The 18,340-nt window shown below is 70.5% G+C and carries 17 protein-coding genes; 2 read left to right on the forward strand and 15 right to left on the reverse strand.

The genetic code is table 11. The features are described 5' to 3' along the window. Positions 1 to 22: 22 nt before the first annotated feature. The 5 genes from LC452_RS07365 to LC452_RS07385 form a co-directional block, all read right to left on the reverse strand. The gene (locus LC452_RS07365) at positions 23 to 886 is read right to left on the reverse strand and encodes an NmrA family transcriptional regulator (RefSeq protein WP_223623708.1); all 864 of its coding nucleotides are present in this window, start codon (positions 884 to 886) and stop codon (positions 23 to 25) included. Positions 887 to 954: 68 nt separating this feature from the next. After that, positions 955 to 3,486 (reverse strand): CHAT domain-containing protein, encoded by a 2,532-nt coding sequence (locus LC452_RS07370; protein WP_223623710.1) that lies wholly within the window; start codon positions 3,484 to 3,486, stop codon positions 955 to 957. Between the two features lie 105 nt (positions 3,487 to 3,591). Continuing rightward, positions 3,592 to 5,151, reverse strand: coding sequence for a S8/S53 family peptidase (locus LC452_RS07375; RefSeq protein ID WP_223623712.1), 1,560 nt, complete (start codon positions 5,149 to 5,151; stop codon positions 3,592 to 3,594). 58 nt (positions 5,152 to 5,209) lie between these two features. Next, positions 5,210 to 5,665: a hypothetical protein gene (locus tag LC452_RS07380; protein ID WP_223623714.1), complete on the reverse strand. Its 456-nt coding sequence runs from the start codon at positions 5,663 to 5,665 to the stop codon at positions 5,210 to 5,212. Then, complete coding sequence (locus tag LC452_RS07385) at positions 5,662 to 6,318, reverse strand: RNA polymerase sigma factor (protein ID WP_223623716.1); 657 nt, start codon at positions 6,316 to 6,318, stop codon at positions 5,662 to 5,664. The genes LC452_RS07380 and LC452_RS07385 overlap by 4 nt, the downstream gene beginning before the upstream one ends. Positions 6,319 to 6,375: 57 nt before the next feature. On the opposite strand from LC452_RS07385, the gene LC452_RS07390 reads away from it, so the two are divergent. Continuing rightward, entirely contained in the window at positions 6,376 to 6,594 is a 219-nt protein-coding gene (locus LC452_RS07390; protein WP_223623718.1) for an SCO4848 family membrane protein, read from the forward strand. 24 nt (positions 6,595 to 6,618) lie between these two features. Here LC452_RS07390 and LC452_RS07395 read toward each other — a convergent pair whose 3' ends face one another. Both LC452_RS07395 and LC452_RS07400 read right to left on the reverse strand, forming a co-directional pair. Further along, positions 6,619 to 7,077 (reverse strand): GyrI-like domain-containing protein, encoded by a 459-nt coding sequence (locus tag LC452_RS07395; protein ID WP_223623720.1) that lies wholly within the window; start codon positions 7,075 to 7,077, stop codon positions 6,619 to 6,621. Positions 7,078 to 7,151: 74 nt separating this feature from the next. Next, positions 7,152 to 8,450: an MFS transporter gene (locus LC452_RS07400; RefSeq protein WP_223623723.1), complete on the reverse strand. Its 1,299-nt coding sequence runs from the start codon at positions 8,448 to 8,450 to the stop codon at positions 7,152 to 7,154. 74 nt (positions 8,451 to 8,524) lie between these two features. Here LC452_RS07400 and LC452_RS07405 point away from each other — a divergent pair, with 74 nt between their 5' ends. Further along, positions 8,525 to 9,115: a transcriptional regulator gene (locus LC452_RS07405; RefSeq protein ID WP_223623725.1), complete on the forward strand. Its 591-nt coding sequence runs from the start codon at positions 8,525 to 8,527 to the stop codon at positions 9,113 to 9,115. A 92-nt stretch (positions 9,116 to 9,207) separates the two neighbouring features. Here the strand turns inward: LC452_RS07405 and LC452_RS07410 are convergent, their stop codons facing one another. The 8 genes from LC452_RS07410 to LC452_RS07445 all read right to left on the reverse strand — a co-directional run bounded on the left by LC452_RS07410 (position 9,208) and on the right by LC452_RS07445 (position 18,298). Continuing rightward, on the reverse strand, positions 9,208 to 10,293 hold the full coding sequence (locus LC452_RS07410) for an aromatic acid exporter family protein (RefSeq protein WP_223623727.1): 1,086 nt from the start codon (positions 10,291 to 10,293) through the stop codon (positions 9,208 to 9,210). A gap of 81 nt (positions 10,294 to 10,374) precedes the next feature. After that, entirely contained in the window at positions 10,375 to 12,942 is a 2,568-nt protein-coding gene (locus LC452_RS07415) for a PKD domain-containing protein (protein ID WP_223623729.1), read from the reverse strand. Positions 12,943 to 13,171: 229 nt separating this feature from the next. Further along, positions 13,172 to 13,858: a hypothetical protein gene (locus LC452_RS07420; RefSeq protein ID WP_223623731.1), complete on the reverse strand. Its 687-nt coding sequence runs from the start codon at positions 13,856 to 13,858 to the stop codon at positions 13,172 to 13,174. Beyond that, positions 13,858 to 14,772: an ABC transporter ATP-binding protein gene (locus tag LC452_RS07425; RefSeq protein ID WP_223623733.1), complete on the reverse strand. Its 915-nt coding sequence runs from the start codon at positions 14,770 to 14,772 to the stop codon at positions 13,858 to 13,860. The genes LC452_RS07420 and LC452_RS07425 overlap by 1 nt, the downstream gene beginning before the upstream one ends. Next, entirely contained in the window at positions 14,769 to 15,158 is a 390-nt protein-coding gene (locus LC452_RS07430) for a GntR family transcriptional regulator (RefSeq protein ID WP_223623735.1), read from the reverse strand. The genes LC452_RS07425 and LC452_RS07430 overlap by 4 nt, the downstream gene beginning before the upstream one ends. A 63-nt stretch (positions 15,159 to 15,221) precedes the next feature. Next, the gene (locus LC452_RS07435) at positions 15,222 to 15,680 is read right to left on the reverse strand and encodes a GbsR/MarR family transcriptional regulator (RefSeq protein WP_223623737.1); all 459 of its coding nucleotides are present in this window, start codon (positions 15,678 to 15,680) and stop codon (positions 15,222 to 15,224) included. Positions 15,681 to 15,683: 3 nt separating this feature from the next. Further along, positions 15,684 to 17,306, reverse strand: a complete 1,623-nt coding sequence (locus LC452_RS07440; RefSeq protein ID WP_223623739.1) for an ABC transporter permease — start codon at positions 17,304 to 17,306, stop codon at positions 15,684 to 15,686. Further along, a complete protein-coding gene (locus LC452_RS07445) occupies positions 17,306 to 18,298 on the reverse strand; it encodes an ABC transporter ATP-binding protein (RefSeq protein WP_223623741.1) in 993 nt (330 codons plus the stop codon). The genes LC452_RS07440 and LC452_RS07445 overlap by 1 nt, the downstream gene beginning before the upstream one ends. Positions 18,299 to 18,340 lie beyond the last annotated feature (42 nt).

An 18,340-nucleotide genomic window follows, 5' to 3' on the forward strand; every position in this document is an offset into this window, starting at 1 on the left:
AATGTGGTGGTCAACGGCTCCGTCATTTCCACAGGCCGGCAGCAGCGGATGCCGCAGCGAAGGACTCGAACGAACGCGGTGCGCGGCCCAGAGCACGTTCGACGCCGTCGGTCACGCTCTCGTTGCGGCCGTCGAGCACGACGCCGAACAGGTAGCGGAGGAGGGTCACGACCTCGGCGGGGACGCCCTCGGCGAGAGCCGCCTGCGCGTACTCCTCGGCGGACACCGGGATGTAGTCGATGGTGCGGCCGGTGCAGCGGGCGACGATCTCGGTGATCTGGCCGAACGTGAGCAGCTCGGGTCCGGTGAGTTCGTGGACGCGGCCGGTGAGGCTCGCATCCATCAGCGTCGCGGCGGCCACGTCGGCGACGTCGTCGACATCCACGAAGGGCTCGGACACGCCCCCTGCGGGGAGGTGCAGCGCCCCCTGCACGAGCGGATCGCGCAGGTAGCTCTCCGTGAAGTTCTGGAAGAACCACGAGCATCGGACCACGCCCCACTCGACGCCCGAGGCGATCACGATGTCCTCGGCATCCGCGGCCTCGGGTTCACCGCGCCCGGAGAGCAGCACGATGCGCTGCACCCCGCCGGTGATCAGTCGATCGGTGAGGGCCCGCACATCGTCGAGTGCGCCAGGGACGGCGAGGTCGGGCGCATAGGCGACGTAGGCGCGCTCGGAACCGGCGATCGCCGCGTCCCAGGTATCGCGGTCCGCCCAGTCGAACGGGATGGGCGTGCGACGGCCGACCGGCCGGACCGGGCTGCCGGCAGCACGCAAGCGTTCGGCGACGCGGGCACCGGTCTTGCCGGTTCCGCCGAGGACGACGGTCGGCGCGGTGGTGAAGGAGTCGGGAAGGGGAGCGGGGGAAGGTTTCGTGGAGGTCATGCGTCCAGTTAAGTCGCGCTGATGAAGACGCAGAATGGCCAGGCGGCGCGATGGCATACGCGAGCGTCTCAGAATCCGTTCCCGTGGCATTGGAACGGGGCCCGGATGCCGGTCGACTCGGATGCCGCGGCCAGCGCGACCGCCGGAGAGACGCCCCGCGCCAGGCCGGTGTGCACCGCGCTCAGCAGCTCGCACGCGTCGTCGTCGGGCACCGCGACCGGCGCGGCGATCACGCAGTCCGCGCCGGCGTGCAACCACACCCGCGTCATCCCGAGCGCCTCTTCGCCCCAGCGGACCGACGAGCGGCCGAGCTCGCACGCCGAGAGGATCACGGTCGCCGGGACCTGTGGGATGAGATCGACGTCGTAGCCGAAGAGCGTGCCGTCGGTCAGCTCGAAGCCGGAGAACAGCGGGTTGTCCACCGCATGCCGTCCGTGTGCGGCGATGTGCAGCACGTCGACCGCGGCGGCGAGGGCGGTCACCGCGGCGACCGTCGCGGCGGTCCCGTCGAGTGTCTGCGGCTCGTGGTCGCTGCGGGTCCAGGCAGCGGCCGCGAGGCGCACCTCTTCGTCGGCGCGTGGCACCCTCGGCCCTGCGGTGAACCCGGCGCGCGGCGAACCGTCACCGCGTTCGAGCGTTCGTAACTCAGCAAGATCCGCCCCGATCCCCTCGGTCGGGGCGGATTGCGGGGTCGGAACGCGCGTTCTTCCTGAATTGTGCACGGCCAGCCAGCGCGACACCGAGGTCGCGAGGGTGAACGGCGTGCCGACCATGCCCGGCAGCATCGCCCAGGGGACTCCGCCGAGGGCGCCGGGCACCGTGATCACGAGTTGCTCCGCACCCGGCGCGGCCCGCCGAACGGGGAGGACGAGCTCCTCGTCGAGAGCCTGCAACCGAGAGGTGAGCGCGCGCTCGGTCACCGCCCCCATCACGCCGCCGCGCGTGAGCGCGGCCATGTCGAGGTCGGCGCGGAGCCCATCCAGCGCCGAGCGCACCCGCGGCCACGACAAACCCACGATCGTCGCACCGGATGCCGTCACCACGACGGCGTGCAGCGCGGTGCCGGTGAACACGTAGGCGAGAACCGCGATGTCCGCCGAGAGCGACGACGTCACCCCGGCCAGTCCGAGACGGTCGCGGGTGCCGCCCGACCCCGTCGACGCCCATTGCCGCTCGCGCACGCGGTCGCGCAGGCCGCGCACCCGGGCGTCGGTCGTCCAGTCCTGGCCGGCCAGTTCGGCGCGCAGCATCCGCAGCTCCGCCAGATCCTCCGCGAGAGCGGCGTCGTGCGGTGGCCGCACCGGCGCGACCTGCTGGCTCAAATGCCGGGCACGCTCCGACCACTCGAAGAGGATCTCGGGATCGCCGAGGTGAGCCGCCGCGGAGAGCCCGGCGAACATCAGGTCGCTGCCGTGCATCGCGACCGACGCCTGCAGGTCGAGCGCGCCGAACGATCGCTGCCACGCGGTGAGCAGATCGAGTCCGTCGGCCGCGGCGCGCAGGGCATCGCGGGGACGACCCGCGGCGGAGGCCCGAGCCGCACGCACCTCCTGAGCGCGGAGGCGCAGCGGCGTCGGAGCCGCGGGGTCGACCCGCGGCATCCGTCCGGTCCCGTCTCTTCGCGCACTGAGCCGGAGCCCCGCGGCCTCGGTGCGGAACCCGCTGCGCTCGAGCGCAGCGGCGGTGCGGGCGAACTCCGTCGAGGCGATGGCGCGCTGCGGTCGGGCGCGCTGCTGCGCCTCCAGCCGCACCGCGTCGGCACGGGCCGCCCAGGCGGCGTTGTCGAGCGAGCGGAAGCGGCGGGCGGCGGTGCGTGCGGCCCGCTCGGCAGCCGGCGGATCATGACGCAGCAGCGATCGAGAGAGATGGAACTCCGCTTCCCCACGAGCCTGCCGCATGCGCTGCGCTCCGAACTCCCGAGCGACCCGGCTGAGCAGTGCCTCGGCCTCGGTGGTCAGTCCCGCATCGCGCAGAACCTCGGCGCGGTCCAGGTCGCTGATCGCTGCGGCGAGGTCGCTGGTCGCCGCGAGCGTCGGGCGCGAGCGGGTCATCAGAGTGAGCGCGGTGACGAGGTCGCCGCCGAGCAGCGCCGCGTAGCCGAGGTTGTGCCGGGCCTCGGCGAGCGGTTCCTCGTCGCCCGTCGCCTCGTACACGGCGACCGCACGACGCAGGTCCGTGGTGCAGGCATCGAGCTCGTGCCGCTGCATCCGCATCACCGAACGGTTCATCAGGCAGTTCGCGAGCTCGACCGACTCCACGCCGATCTCCGTGAACGTGTCGATCGCCTGCGTGAGCATCGTCTCGGCCTCGTCCAACCGCCCGCCGTGCATGAGCAGGGTGCCGAGCTGGCCGCTGAGCACCGTGATCGTCTCGGCGCCGAGACCCGACCGGGCGAGCGCCGCACGACACAGCTGCTCCGCCGCGGCCGGCTCCCCGGTCTGGGCGAGCACGTACGCCGCGGTCCCGTCGATGCGCGCACGCAGATCAGGATCGTCGGTGCGGGCGGATGCCGCGTCGAGCGCGCGCCGCGCCTGCGTGAACCTTCGCGCGTTCGCCGCTTCGACGCCGCGCCGGTGCAGCTCGCTCGCGGACAGGGGCATCCGTCCAGGATGCCGTGCGGCGGGGCCGCGCGGAAGAGCGCGGAACGGCATCCGTTCCCGGCATCCGGATCTCGCCGGATGCCGGATGCCGGGGCGGCCGACGCGTCAGCCCCGATCCACCGGGACCGGCAGGGTCTTCAGCACCGCCGCGACGGCCTTGGCCGCGGCATCCGGCTTCACTCCTTCCGCAGGCACCGTCCCGAGCTGCGCGGCGATGCGTCCGGCGACATACGGGGCGGCGAACGACGTGCCGCTCCACACCGCGAACCCTCCGCGGTAGTCGTCGGGGTCGAGTGTCTCGCGGCGCAGCCCGTCGACATCGGCCCTGGTCGTCGCCTGCTCTCCGCCGACGAACGCGGGCGACGTGCTCACGACGGCCGCCCCCGGCGCATAGGTCTGCACCCACGGCCCGACGTTCGAGAACAGGGCGACCGACTGCGCCGACGGGTTGAGCGCCCCGACCGACACGAGAGGGGCGCCCTTGTCCGCCGGGATGCCGTTGTCGGCACCCGGCCACGGCCAGAGCGACGCGGGGAAGGACGGACGGTCGATCGCGTCGTTGCCCGCCGAGCAGACGACGACGCAGCCGAGCTCGCGCGCCTTCGCGAGCAACCCGAACAGCGTCAGGCTGAACAGGCCGTCGGTGGGGGTCTCGTGGTAGTAGCCGAGCGAGAGGTTCAGCACATCGATGGGGAAGCCGGTCTTCGGATTCTCCCGATGACGACGCAGCAGCTCCACGATCTGGGTGACCGCCTCCAGCAGGGAGCTCTCGTCGATGATGCCGAGTGCGCCGGCGACGCGGACCGAGAGGATGTCGGCATCCGGAGCCGCCTGCCGCACGATGCCCGCGATGAACGTGCCGTGCCCGGACACCGCGTCGATCTCGCCGTCGAGCTGCCCGTAGAGGTCGGGATAGCGTTCCGGATCGGCGTCGTCGGTCAGACCGACTGGCACGCCGTCGAGCTCGACGTGGCGGGTGACGATGTCGGCGGGCAGCCAGGAATGCTCCCCGCATCCGGTGTCGAGCACCGCGACGACCGGCCGTCGCCCGCGCTTCGGGGCGGGTCCGCGCTGCGGCGCCGGGCCGAGCCAGCTCACGGGCTGCCGCGCGCCGCGACCGGGTTCGAGGTAGTCGTCGCTGCCGCCCGCTCCGGCCCCGCGGATCGGGTTGGTGCGTGTGAAGGGGTTGGTGCGGGTGAACGGGTTCGTGCGGGTGAACGGATTGAGTCCGACGGGGTCGATCGACAGCACGTGCTCGAGGCTCGTGCGCGGCATCGTCGAATGCGACATGCGGCGGGCCCGCTGCAGCACGCGCCAGGCGTCCGGAGCGATCGGCGCCTCACCGCGTCCCGGCTCATCCGGCGTCGTGAGGAGCGCGCGCAGGAACCCCGGCACTCCGGGGATGACCGTCCGCGCCACACGTGCGCCCGATTCGATCTCGAGCTGCCATCCGAACGAGTCTGCGGCGTCGCGCAGCGTCCGGATCTCCCGGTCGAACTCTTCCTGATCGTCTTCGGTGCGGGTGATCAGCAGACGCTGCGGCAGGTAGGCGGTGGGGAAGGCGCGGATGCCGTCGACCGGCTCCAGACTCGGATCGAGGGCCGTGCCACGGCGGATCGAGCCCTCCGCGCGGTCCTGCCAGGTCCATCCCTTGGGCTGCTCCATGGATCATCCTCTCCCTTGCGGGTCGCCCCGCGGCATCATCGACGGGCAGCGCCCGCGATCACAACTCGAACTGCGGGGTCGCGAGTGTCCGCGCGTCGTCGCCGTCACCCGTGGTCAGGCGCACGTGCGTGAGACCGTGCGGAACCTCGTCGAACACGAACCGACCGGTCTCCGCCGGGGATGTCGAGATCGTGCGCTCGCCCTGGGTCAGCAGGATCTCCGCCGTCGCGGTGTCGACCCAGCCGTCGACCCGGCGGCGTCCGGATGCCGTCGTCGTGACGTGCAGGAGGATGCTGGTGGTGCCGTCGCTGAACTGCAGGGTGAGCGCATCCGCGTCGCCGCGCACCGCGCCGAGCTCGCCCTCGACGAGAGTGAGCAGCGCGTACTCGTGGGTGAGGTCGTCGGTGGCGACCGCGGCGACCATGCGGTCGATCAGCCCCGCCGGCACCGGATCGATCTCGCGCCACAGCGTGCGGAGCCGGGCGAACACCTCGGCGTCGTCGTGTGCGGTCATGACAGCCCCTCCGTCCGCGGCGTCGGCGCGTCCAGCAGGGCGCGCAGTTTGGCGAGGCAGCGATTCCGGGTCGGTCCGATGCTGCCCACCGGCATCCCGAGGTCCGCGGCGAGGCGCGCGTAATCGGGACGGTCCTCGAAGGCGATGACGCGCAGCAGGCGCTGGCACCGTTCGGCCAGCCGCTGCACCGCTTGCCACAGCCGGCGGTTCTCGTCGCCGATGGCCGCGTGCTCCTCGGCGGACGCCTGCTCGGGGAGCAGGGCGTCGAGGTCGTCGGCATCCGTCGTGTCGATGCGGCCGTGCGCCTTGCCGATCTTCCACGCCTCGCGACGTGCCGTGGTCGTGAGCCAGGCCGACACGGCCCGCGGATCCGAGATCGCCGCGTGCCCCCGCACCAGTTGCAGCCACGTCGTCTGCACGACGTCTTCGGCGAGCGTGCGCTCGAGGCCGTAGGCGCGCACGACGTGCCACAGCACGGGCGTCATCAGACGTACGAGCTCGTCCATCGCGCGACCGTCACCCTCGCGCCATGCGTCGAAGAGGTCTGCGGCTCGCTGCCAGCGCGCCGGGCCCCCGCCCGAAGCAGGATCGAGAGCGGCGCCGGGTGCACCGTCGATCATGAAGCCCATTGTGATCACATCTACCAGGAGCACGGCAAGAGCATCCTGATACATGTTCGGGTCCAAGAATTCGGCGGCTACCGTGGAGGGGTGATTCCCCTCGCCATCGTGCTCTTCCTCAACGCTGCCTTCAACGCGATCGTCTGGCCCCGGTTCTACACGCGCGTCGCGAACGATCCGCGTGCACGCGACGAGAACGGCAAGGCGACGGCGTTCCTCCGCGTGCACGTGGTGCTGATCTCGATCGCGCTCGTGCTGGCCCTCGTCTCGGTGATCCTCGGCATCGCGGCACTCACCGGCGCGCTCTGACCGCGCCGTCGGGGACCGCGGCGATTATGGTGCGGTGACCGGCTGCTGCAGCTCGGTGACCCAGTCGATCTGGTCGTCCGACTCCGACGTCAGATACACCTCGCGGCACGGGCCTTCGGCGCGCAGCCCACGATCGCCGATGGCCGTGAAGACGGCATCCCAGCTCTGGTCGATCGTCGCCATGACGCCGTGGTGCACGGCGGTGAGAGCGGATGCCGCGGCCGGCAACTCCACGATGTCGATACCGTCGACCTGCGGTCCGTCGTAGACGAAGCCGACGGTGATGCGCACCCCGGACTCGTCCATCTCGTACACGGCGACGGGCACGCCGAGCTCGGCTCCCGAGGCGATGAGCGTCTCGGCGACCCGGTCGAACAGCGGGCCGACGACCGGGGCGACCTCGGGCTGCGAGGCGACGGATTCGCTCAGCGCGCCGAGACGCACGGACGGGAGGGGCTTCTCGGTGATGGTCGGTTCGGCCACGGTGGTCTCCTGCGGGTCGGGGTCGGTGGGTCGCGAGGTGTGCCGCCGATCATACGGGCCGGGCCCGACACGCGTCAGACCGATTCGTACTGCTTCGCGTGCTCCGCCCAGCGCGACTCCACGGGCAGCGCGCGGAGCGCCCGGTTGCCGAGAGCGAGGGCGACGGCGAGGACGCAGAGCCCGGCGCAGACGAGGAGGGTCCACTCGCGGCCGATCCAGGTGAGCCCGAAGCCGGCGATGAGCGGCGCGAGGGGCAGGGCACCCATGCCGAGCACGCCCGCGGCGCTGTTCGCGCGACCGAGCAGCTGGGTGGGCGTCGCGACCATGAAGTAGCCCATCATCGCGGCGTTGAGCGCGGGGATCATCAGCACGGCGACGCCGAGCACCGCGACGATGGCCCAGGGCTCGGTCACCATCGAGACGACGATCGCCCCGATCGCGGCGATGGACAGCCCGATGACGGCCAGCCGCCCGGCGGCGAACCGCGGCACCAGCAGAGGTGCGAAGAGGGCGCCGACGAGCATCACGGCCCCGACTCCCGCGGTCATCGCGCCGATCAGCACCTCGGGGTAGCCGTCTTGCTGCAGCGCGTAGATCACGGTCGTGATGGCGGCGTTGAATCCGAGGTTGATGGTCGTGATGATGAGCAGCACGCCGCCGAGGTCGGGGCGCGACATCAGCCAGGTGAAGCCCTCGCGCAGCTCGGCCCAGGCGTTGGGTGCGGCTGCCGGTGCGGTCGCCGCGTCGTCGGCTTCCGCCCCGGCGTCGACGATTCCGGCGCGGCGCGCTTCGCGCCCCAGCATCCAGGCCGTCACGGCGGCGACCAGGTGGCAGACGGTCATCGCGACGCCGACGAGCCATCCGCCGACCCCGAGCAGGAGTCCGCCGATGGGGCCGCCGGCCAGTTGCAGCGCGGCATCCCTTCCCTGGTTCGCGGCCTGCGCGCGGCCCATCGCCTCATCCGGCACGATCTCCTTGATCGCGCTCTCGCCGGCGACGTCGAAGAGCCCGCTGCGGGCGGCGAGCAGCACGTCGATCACGAGCAGCGATCCGAACGTGAGCGCGTCGGCGAGAGCGAGCAGCGTGAAGGCCCCGGCGAGCAGGATGCCGAGGAGCGAGCCGAGCAGCATGAGCAGGATGCGGCGGTGGCGATCGGCGAGGATGCCGCCGACGAGGGTCATGAGCAGACGCGCGACCATGCCCGCGCCGCCGATGATGCCCGCCTGAGCGGGGTCGTTCGTGACGATGAGCGCGAGCAGCGGGATGGCGAAGGCGAAGAGGGATGCCGCGAGGCCCTTGCTCGTGTCGCTCACCAGCCACGTGAGGTAACGGCGATTCCGCCAGAGGCGGTGCGGGGCGGTCGCGATGGTCATGGGTCGAGCATAGATGCGCAAGAACAGTTGCGCAAGTCTTATTGCGCAACTTTCGGTGCAGGTAGGATCGGGGCATGGAGGACAAGAAGGCGAGTCGTTCGAACGAAGACACCGTGTGGATGACGTCGGCCATGCTCAAGGCCTACTCCCACCCGTTGCGCCGCCAGATCCTGCGGCTGATCGCGCGACGCGGATTCCTGCGCGCCGCCGACGTCGCCGCCGAGTTGAGCGTGCCTGCGAACAGTGTCAGCTTCCACCTGCGCACGCTCGCGGATGCGGGCCTCATCGAGGAGGCCCCGGAGAAGGCGCGCGATCGCCGTGACCGGGTCTGGACGGCCAGGAAAGGCGCGCTCAACCTCGGCGGACCCGAGAACCCCGTCGCTGACGAGACTCTCGGGGCGGCCGTCGTCGGAGCGCTCGCCGAAGACCACGCGGATCTCGTCCGCCGAGTGCTCGCCTGGACGCCCGAGTACGTCAGCGGCCGCACCGCCGATGTGCACGCCGCGTTCACGCAGCGCACCATCCGGCTGACGGAGAGCGAGTTCGACGCGGCCATGACCGCGCTCAACGAGGTTCTCGAAGCAGCCGAGAAGGCGCATGACGATGCCGACCCGGCCGGCCGGTTCTGGCAGCTCGACCTCGTCGCGGCCGACGACACGATCTGACCCGCGCACCGACCTCGCAGAACGACGCGAACTTCGCAGGGTTTCAGGCAGATCCCTGCGAAGTCCCTGCTGTTCTGCGACGATCCCGCCGATCACTCCCCACTCAGGATGAGGATCCGGCGCAGGTGCATGGCCGTGAGCACTCCCGGGCCCATCGATCGGTGCACATCGAGCGTGCGGTCGTCGACGAGCTCGAGCAGCCGTCGGATTGCGCCCGCGGCCTCGCTCCGCTGCCGGTGGCCCTCGCTCGATGACGGGTCCTCCTGCGCGATCACGTCGGCGACCGCGTGGCACGCCTCTGACAGCGGCTCGGGCAGGGCGGCGTCGAGGGGCAGCGCGGCCGGGCGCTCCCAGATCGTGTCCGCCGTGGCATCCGAGATATCGCGGATGAGGTGGGCGACGCGATCGAGCGTGGCGAGCTGCCCGTGGATGTGCGCGGTCTCGCCTCGGCGGCCCCATGCCCGCAGGTTGCCGCGCCGGCTCTCGTCGGCCTCGGCGAGTGCGGCCCGCAGGGACGCCGCCGTGTCGGCGAGCGATGCCGCATCATCCGCCCACTGCTCGTGCTCGGGCGGCCACGACTCCGACACCGCGGAGCCGATGTCGTGGAGGTGCGCACCGAGCTGTGCGCGGAACGCATCGACGCGCGCGGCCGCGGCCCCGGTGAGCGGTGCCGGAGCGATCAGCACGTTGACCAGCAGCCCGATTACGACGCCGACCGCCATCTGCGTGAGATAGCCGAGGGAGTAGTCGTCGGCATCCTGTCCTCCGACGACGAGGACGAACAGCGCCGCGATCGGCACGTACTCGCGACCGGCGCCGAACCAGCCCGTGCCCGACAGCAGGACTCCGACGCCGATGACGAGCGGGACGGTCCACCAGGTCGGTCCGACGGTGAGCACCACCAGGGTGGCGAGGCCGATCCCCGTCACGAGGCCGATCAGCGTCTGCAGGCCCGACCTCACCGATCCCATGAGGGTCGGGTACATGCTCACCAGGGCGCCGAGGGGTGCGTAGTACGGGTACTCGTCGGTCACACCGGGCATGTGCGGGGCGATGGTCCAGGCGAGGCCGACGGCCAGGGTCGTCTTCGCGACGAGCAGCAGTCGCGCCGGGTGCACGGCCTCGCCCAGGCTGCGGGCGATGCCCGAACGGCGCGTGCCGATGGGGGAGGTCTTCACGTGCAGCGACGGTAGTCGCGCGCATCCGCCGCGGCCAACGGGTTGCTTCCGGAGGCCGCGGCGGGTAACGGTGCCGCGCCGTCAGGGTGTGGCGACGGTGAGATCGTCCCAGATGAAGGTGATCGACGGCAGGGTCGAGGCCCCGGACACGGTGTTGGTCAGCCCGACCGTCCCCGCCGTCTGCATCGCGGCCGTCGTATCGGTCGCGGTGGCCTGCCATGTCACCGGCTCGCTGTCGGTGGACCTCCAGACCTTGGCCGCGAGTGTGGTCGGGCTGGCGCCGGTGACGGAGACCGCCACGTTGAGGACGGTGCCCGGCGTGTACGTGACGCCGGGCATCAGGTACGAGCCCAGGGCGACCTCATCGCGCAGGAGGTACAGCCGCACAGCGCCGCCGACTTCGAACCGCACCCGGGCCGAGTAGGTGGACGCGCCGACCTGACGACCGATGACGGTCGCGGTCGCCGCGCCGCCGGTCGCGACCTGATCGGCGGCGACCGAGACGCGGATCGCGGCGTCGGTCGTGGACAGACCCAGTCGGGCGGTCCGCGTCGATGACGGCGTGAGCGCCACGCTTCCCTTGCCGTTCGCGACGGAGAACGCGGTGGATCCGCCGCCGAGCGTCCAGGCGCCGCCGATGTCGGAGGACCCCCACCCGCCTGCTGCGACCGTACGGGCGAAGGTGTCGGACACCAGGGGCCCGGCGGTCGGCGGCGCCGCGACGGTGACCTGCTTGCTGACGGACGTCGCGCTTCCTCGGTTGTCCGTCACGGTGAGCGTGACCGTATAGGTCCCGGCGGTCGCGTAAGTGCGCGATGCCTTCGCGCCGGTGGCGGTGCTGCCGTCGCCGAAGGTCCACGCGTACGACGAGATCGTTCCGTCGGGGTCGGTCGAGGCGGAGCCGTCGACCGCGACGGCGAGCCCGTTGAGCGTCGGAGTGAAGGCCGCGGTCGGCGCCTGATTCGGCGGGGTGCCCTTGGGGTCGGTCCGGACCGGTGTCCAGTCGCCCTGCGTGCTGTTGCCGAAGGCATCGATCGCCTTGACCCGGTAGTTGTAGGTGGTGCCCGGCACCGCCGTGGTGTCGCGGTAGGACATCGCCGGTCGGTTCCAGAAGCTCGAGAGCTGGTCGGTCTCGTAGAGGGGAGTGGTCATCCCCTTGTCCTGCCGGAAGACCTGGTAGTGCAAGCTCTGGTTGTCGCGGTCGGAGTTGGCGCTCCAGGAGAGGAGATTGCCGTCCTTGGTGGGCGCGGTGGTGAGCGTCCACGCGCCTCCCTGAACCTGCGGCCCCTGCTTGTTGGGTGCGGCACTCTTCTTCGCGAACCGGACGATGCCCTGCTGAGCCGCGCCGTTCACCTTGAGGAATTCGCCGCCGACCAGCAGGTAGTCACCGGCCGCGGTGATCTGCCACGGGCCCTGCGACTGACCCGTATAGGTGCCGGGCACCCAGTCGGGGAACCAGTGCAGGAGCGAGGGAGCCGCGGCAGCGCCGCCGAAGGTGCGTTTCGCGGTCGGAGCCTTGGAGAACGCGAGGGAGTTCTTGAACGGCCCCGTATACGGGAACCCGCCGACCGAGGTGCAGTCATACGGATGGCCGACCACGTAGATCGCGTCGCCGACGGGCGCGACGTCGTACGTGTCGCCGCCGCAGTCCTCGATCCACTGCAGGCTGCCATCGCTCCAGTTCGCGCGGAAGGAGCCCTCGAGGGTGCCCGCAGGGTGTGTCTGATACGTGGTCCCCGTCCCGTAGACGCTCTCGCCGTCGGAAGACAGGCCGAAGATCACGGCTTTGACGTCGCCGTTGCGGATGACGCTGTTCATCGCCCACGGCATGATCGCCCCGGTGCCGGCGTTCAGGGCGGTGATCCCGCGGCCGGGATTGGTCGAGCCGTTGACCGAGGTGAAGGAACCGGAGATCACGACTTTGCTCTTGTCTGGCGAGACGACGACCGCCTTCGCGCCGTAGCCGCCCTGCACATCGGCCGCGAAACCGGTCAGAGCGCCCGTGGACGTGGACACCGCGGCGACCTTGGTGCGTTGCGTGCCGTTGATCGTGGTGAACTCGCCGGCGAGGTAGACCGTGGAATCTGTCACGGCGATGCCGTCGATGCGACCGTTCGCCTCCGGCGCCCACGAGGTGATGAGTGCGCCGGTGGCGGTGTCGAACGCCGCGACGCGGTAGCGCCACGCACCGGCGGCCTGCGAGAACATGCCCGCGACGTAGATGCGGGAGCCGTCGGCCGACTTCTTGATGTCGAGGACAGTGCCGTTCGTGCCTGGATTCCAGGAGCTGATCAGCGCACCCGTCGTCAGGTCGTAGGCGAGCAGGTTCGCGCGCGGCGTCTCGTTCGAGCCGGCGGGCGAACCGGCCGGGCGCGCCTGGGCGAAGCTTCCGCCGACGTAGACCGTGTTGCCGACGACCTCCTGTGCGTAGACCACGCCGTCGATCTGCACAGTCGGCAGCCCGTCGGCCGCGTAGGTCTCGGGAGCGCCGGCCGCCGGGGCGGTGTCGGCGGATGCCACCGGCACCGCGATCCCGCCGAAGGCCAGAGCGACCGCGGTGGCGACCGCTCCCCAGAGCGTCGCCCTCCGCAGCCGGCGCATTCCGCGACTGTCCACCGCTCCCCAGCGGCGTTCCCCAGTGACATGCATGTCGTTCTCCCCAGAAATCAGCACAGTGCACGCAGATATGCACGGTCGTCCCCCGCGGCCCGAACTCCCCAGAACGGAGCCGCATTACGGCTTGAATGCTAGCGGGGGCGCGTTCACACATCGACGGCCACGTGTGAAGGCAGGGGCGGAGTGCCGTCGTCGATGGCGCCGGCGCACGACGATGCCGGTCGCCCGGAAGGACGACCGGCATCGAAGGATCAACGGCGGATCAGGGGATCGCCCTCCGGAAGGCCAGGAACGAGACTCCCGTGAGCACCGCGGTGATCAGCAGGCCCCAGAGCGCGAGACCCAGGGCGCCGAGGTCGTTGATCGCCGCGCCGACGTTGCCCCAGAGCTCGAGCCGCGTCGCCAGGAACACGAGTCCGACCAGCAGCAGCGTGAGCCCGATGCCCACGATCAGCAGCACCAGCTGCCCCCAGCTCTTGTAGATCGTCGCGCCGGTGAACCCGATCACGAAGAAGAACAGGGCGAGGGTGAAGTAGACGACGAAGGCGCCGAGGGGTCCGGCATCCCACAGCCACGGCAGGTAGAACACGTACCCGTTCACCCCGTAGCCGTTCGTCGCGACCTCGATGCCGCCGCCGATCAGGAACAGCACGCCCATGAGGGCGCTGCCGATGATCGCGGTGAGCATGGTGCCGAAGAAGAACTCGCGACGGGTGATGCTCATCGCCTGCGAGAACGGGAAGGTGAGCGTCATCGCGGACAGGCCGATGGCGAAGAAGTACCAGAGCGGTGCCTGGCCGCCGCCGCCGTACTTCGGGGTGTCGACCGGGATCATCGCGTAGATGAGGATCGAGATCACGGTCGCCGCACCGAGGATCATCAGCGGGTACCAGACGAAGGTGCCCTTGTTGATCAGCTGCAGGCGGATGACGTTGACGGTGCGTCGCATCAGCGGACCTCCTCTTTCGTGGCGGACGCTCTCGTGGCGGAGTGCTCCGCCTTCTGGGTGAGCCGGACGACGAGCTGCTGCAGCGAGACCGGCGCCAGATCGAGACCGGATGCCGTGACCTCGGCGCGCTCCGCCGCCGACAGGGCGCCGAGCACGGTGACGGATGCGACGCGTCCCAGAGCCTCACGGTGCAGGACCTCGCGACCCTCGACCCAGGCGTCGACCTTGGCCGCGTCGCCCACGACGGTGACGGCCCGTTCGCGTACGGCATCCGTGTCCTCGTTCAGGAGGATCTGACCGTTGTCGATCACGATGACCTTCTCGATGAGGTTGGAGACCTCGTCGATCAGATGAGACGACAGGATGATGGTGCGCGGGTGCTCGGCGTAGTCCTCGACGAGGCGGTCGTAGAAGATCTGCCGGGCGACGGCGTCGAGTCCGAGGTACGGCTCGTCGAAGAAGGTGATCTCCGCGCGGGAGGCGAGGCCGATGATCACACCGACCGCGGAGAGCTGCCCGCGGGAGAGCTTCTTGATCGTCTGCTTCATCGGCAGCTGGAACTCGGCGACGAGTTCGTCGGCGAGCGTCTGGTCCCAGTTCGGGAAGAACAGGCGCGCGGCCTTGAACGCGTGCTTCGGGTAGGCGTCGTCGGGGTACTTCTGGCTCTCGCGGACGAAGCAGATCCGGCTGAGCACGTGCGCGTTCTCGTACGGGTGCTCGCCGAAGACCTTGACGGTTCCGGACGATTCGAAGTTCTGCGCGGTGAGGATCGACATGAGGGTGGTCTTGCCGGCGCCGTTGCGGCCGAGCAGGCCGTAGATGGCGTTCCCCTCGATGCTGAGCGACACGTTGTCGAGCGCTCGCTTCTCCTTGTAGCGCTTGCTGAGGTTCTGCACCTCGATGACGGCGGTCATGCGGGGGTCTTCCCTTCTGCGATGGTGGTCTGCGCGGCGCGCTGCCGGAGCAGGTCCGCGAGGTCTTCGGGGCCGAGGCCCAGCGTGCGGGCTTCGGCGAGGAGCGGATCGATGTAGCGATCCGCGAAGGCCGAACGGCGCTCGCCGAGGAGCATGTCCCTGGCGCCTTCGGCGACGAACATGCCGATGCCTCGGCGCTTGTAGAGCACTCCCTTGTCGGTGAGCATGGCGACTCCCTTGGCTGCGGTGGCGGGGTTGATCCGGTAGAACGAGGCGAGCTCGTTCGTCGAGGGTGCCTGTGCCTCCTCGGCGAGCGAGCCGTCGACGATCGAGTCCTCGATCTGCTCGGCGATCTGGAGGAAGAGCGGCTTGCCTTCTTCGATCACGAGTCCTCCAGGTGGTTCATGGGTTACCTACATGAGTAACTAACCATAGAACCTCGGAGAGTGTCAACCCCTCTGTGCGCGCCACTCCTCGACGATCTGCGGCATCCGCGCGGCGAGGTACCGGAAGAACTCGGCGAGCTCGAGCGCCCGCGCCTGAGCACCGGCATCGTCGCCGTGCTCGGCGGCGATGTCGTCGATGTATCCGGCGAGGCTCGTGTAGACGGGCACGTTCCCGGCCATCGAACTCGCGAAGGTGTCGTGCACGAACTCGTACCGGTCGCGCCGATCGCCCGGCGAGGAGCGGCGTTGGATGAAGTGCAGCTGCTGCAGATAGCGGACGGCCCCGGACACCGCCGCGGCCGACACGCCGAGTCTGTCGCCGATCTCGGCCGCCGTGTAGCCGCCGTCGGGGGCGGCGACCAGCGCCATCATCACGCGCGCCGGCATGCGCGACATCCCGGCGGCGGTCAGCATCGCCGCCGCCTGCTCGGCGGGCTCGACGGCGCGGTGGTGGTCACCCATGTCTCAGCCGCCCGTCGCGAGTTCGCGGCGCCCCATGAGCGAGAGGGATCCCGCGAGGCCGGCGCCCACGGCCAGCACCAGCCACCACAGTCCGCGTACGTCGACGCCGTCGCCGTCGACCACCGGGGTCACCGCGAACGGCGAGATGTTCGCTGTCCACTCGGGCAGTCCGAACAGGGGGCCGAACATCCCGAGCATGGTCGCGACGAGCACGAGGGTCCAGGCCAGTCCGATCGTGGCGCGCGGCACGAGCACGAACACCAGCGCGGTGAGCACGGTGAACACCGAGGCCGCGACGACCTGTCCGAGACCGGCGACCGCGACGATCCGGTACAGCGAGCCGTCGGCATCCGTCGACCGGATCCCCGCCCACCCGGCCAGCACGGCTGCGGCGACGACGATCAGCACCGCGACGGTCCCGACGATCACGTAGTCGGCGAGCCAGCGCACGCGGCCGACGGGCGTCGCGAGCACGGCCTCGGCGGTGCCGCGCGCCTCCTCCTGCCGCGCGCGTACGACCGTCTGCACCGCGCAGCACGCCGCGAGGATGCCGAGCAGCGTGAAGAACACCGTGATGACGACCTCGTCCAGTCCGCCCGTCGCGCCGCCGATCTTCTTGAGGATGTCGGCGACGGCCGGGTTATCGCCGGAGATCTGGTCGACGAGACCGCTCAGCGTGGTGGCGAGGATGCCGGTGACCGCGCCGCCGACCGCCCATCCGACGATCGAACCCGAGGTGAGCCGCCAGACCAGGGCGTGCGGCGAAGCGAGGGCAGGCCGCGCCGACACGCGGCCGGGCCGCTCGGCGACGAAGCTCGCGTCGATGTCGCGCTGCGACTGCAGAGCGACGGATGCCGCAGCGAGCACGAGTCCGAGACCGAGGCCGAGGAACACCGGTCCCACGAGGTCCGCGTCGTACGGGCGGGTCTGCTCGGCCCAGGCGAAGGGCGAGATCCACGCGAACCAGGCGCTCGTCATGCCGGAGAGGTCGTCGTCGGGCGTGCCGGCCGCGTTGCCGATGCCGCGGATCAGGAAGGTCGCGACGAGCACCCACACGGTCAGGGAGTTCGCGCCGCGCGAGGTGCGCATCAGCTGCGCGGCCAGCAGCCCGATGCCGAGGAACGCGATGCCGGTGGCGCCGGCGGCCGCTCCGGACAGCACGGATCCCGCTGCAGGCAGTCCGCTGGCGAGGAGTGCGAGCGCGGTCAGTACCGCGAGAACCACGTTGGCGAGGATGCCGTGCACGATCGTCACGATCGTCGGCAGTCGCCGTCCGGCCGGGGTGGCCCAGACGAGTTCGGAGCGTCCGGCCTCCTCATCTCCGCGGGTGTGCCGCACAGCGAGGAACGTGCTCATGAGGGCCGCGAGCAGCGCGAGCCACGGCAGGATCTCGAAGGCGATGAACGCACCCTCCGAGGTGCCCGACGGCAGCCCGCGGAACATCAGGATCACCGGGTTCGCGAGCGCCGCGGCCAGGATGTTCTGCCGATCCTCGAGTGTCGAGTACGACTGCGAGACGCCGGCATATCCCGCGCCCGCCATCGCCGCGGTACCGAGGATCCACAGCGTCAGCTGCAGCCAGTCGCGCCGGATGCGCTGCCGCAGCAGCACGGTGAAGGTCGACATCACGCCTGCTCCTTCGCGCGACGGCCGCGCCGGGTCTGCGGCTTCGCGGAGTCATCGGGGTTGCCGTCCTCCGCGGCTTCGAGGGTCGCGAGGTCGTCGCCGTAGTGGCGCAGGAACAGCTCCTCGAGCGACGGCGGGGCGACGCGCAGATCGCTGATGCCGAGGGCCGCCAGAGCCGGGAGTACCGCGGCGGTCCGATCGCTGTCGACGGCGAGACGGAAGCGATCACCATGATCCGTCGCGTCGTGCACGTCGGGGATGCGCTCGATCTGGTCGAGGGAGACGCCGGATGCCGTGAACGACACGTCGCTGCGGGTGAGGTGCCGCAGCTCGGCGAGGGTGCCGCTCTCCACGATCCGACCCGCACGGATGATCGACACCCGGTCGCAGAGCTGCTCGACCTCGCTCATGATGTGGCTCGACAGCAGCACCGTCGCGCCGTTCGCGTGGGCGCGGGCGACCTCGCGCTGGAAGATCACCGCCATCAGCGGGTCCAGCCCGCTGGTCGGCTCGTCGAGGATGTAGAGGTCGGCCGGCACCGCGAACGCCGCGATGAGGGCGACCTTCTGCCGATTGCCCTTCGAGTACGCGCGGCCCTTCTTGCGCGGGTCGAACTGGAACGCATCCATGAGCCGCGTCTTCTCGTGCTGGTAGGCGGCATCCTTCGTGTGCGCCCCGCGCAGCCGCGCCAGCAGATCGACGGCTTCGCCGCCCGACAGTGTGGGCCAGACGCTGACGTCACCCGGCACGTACGCGATGCGGCGGTGCAGGTCGACGGCGCGGTTCCACGGGTCCTCGCCGAACACCGTCGCCGTGCCGCCGGTGCGTCGCGCGAGCCCCAGGAGGATGCGGATCGTCGTCGACTTCCCCGCGCCGTTCGGACCGAGGAAGCCGTGCACCTGCCCCTGCTCGACGGTGAGGTCGAGGCCGTCGAGGGCGTGCACGTGACCGTAGTGCTTGGTCAGGCTCTGGGTATCGATGACTGTGGTCATGGCGGGGACGCTACGCCCGTTTCACGATTTTGTGAATACTGC

This window comes from Microbacterium sp. EST19A (genome assembly GCF_019969685.1).
Classification (GTDB): Bacteria; Actinomycetota; Actinomycetes; order Actinomycetales; family Microbacteriaceae; genus Microbacterium.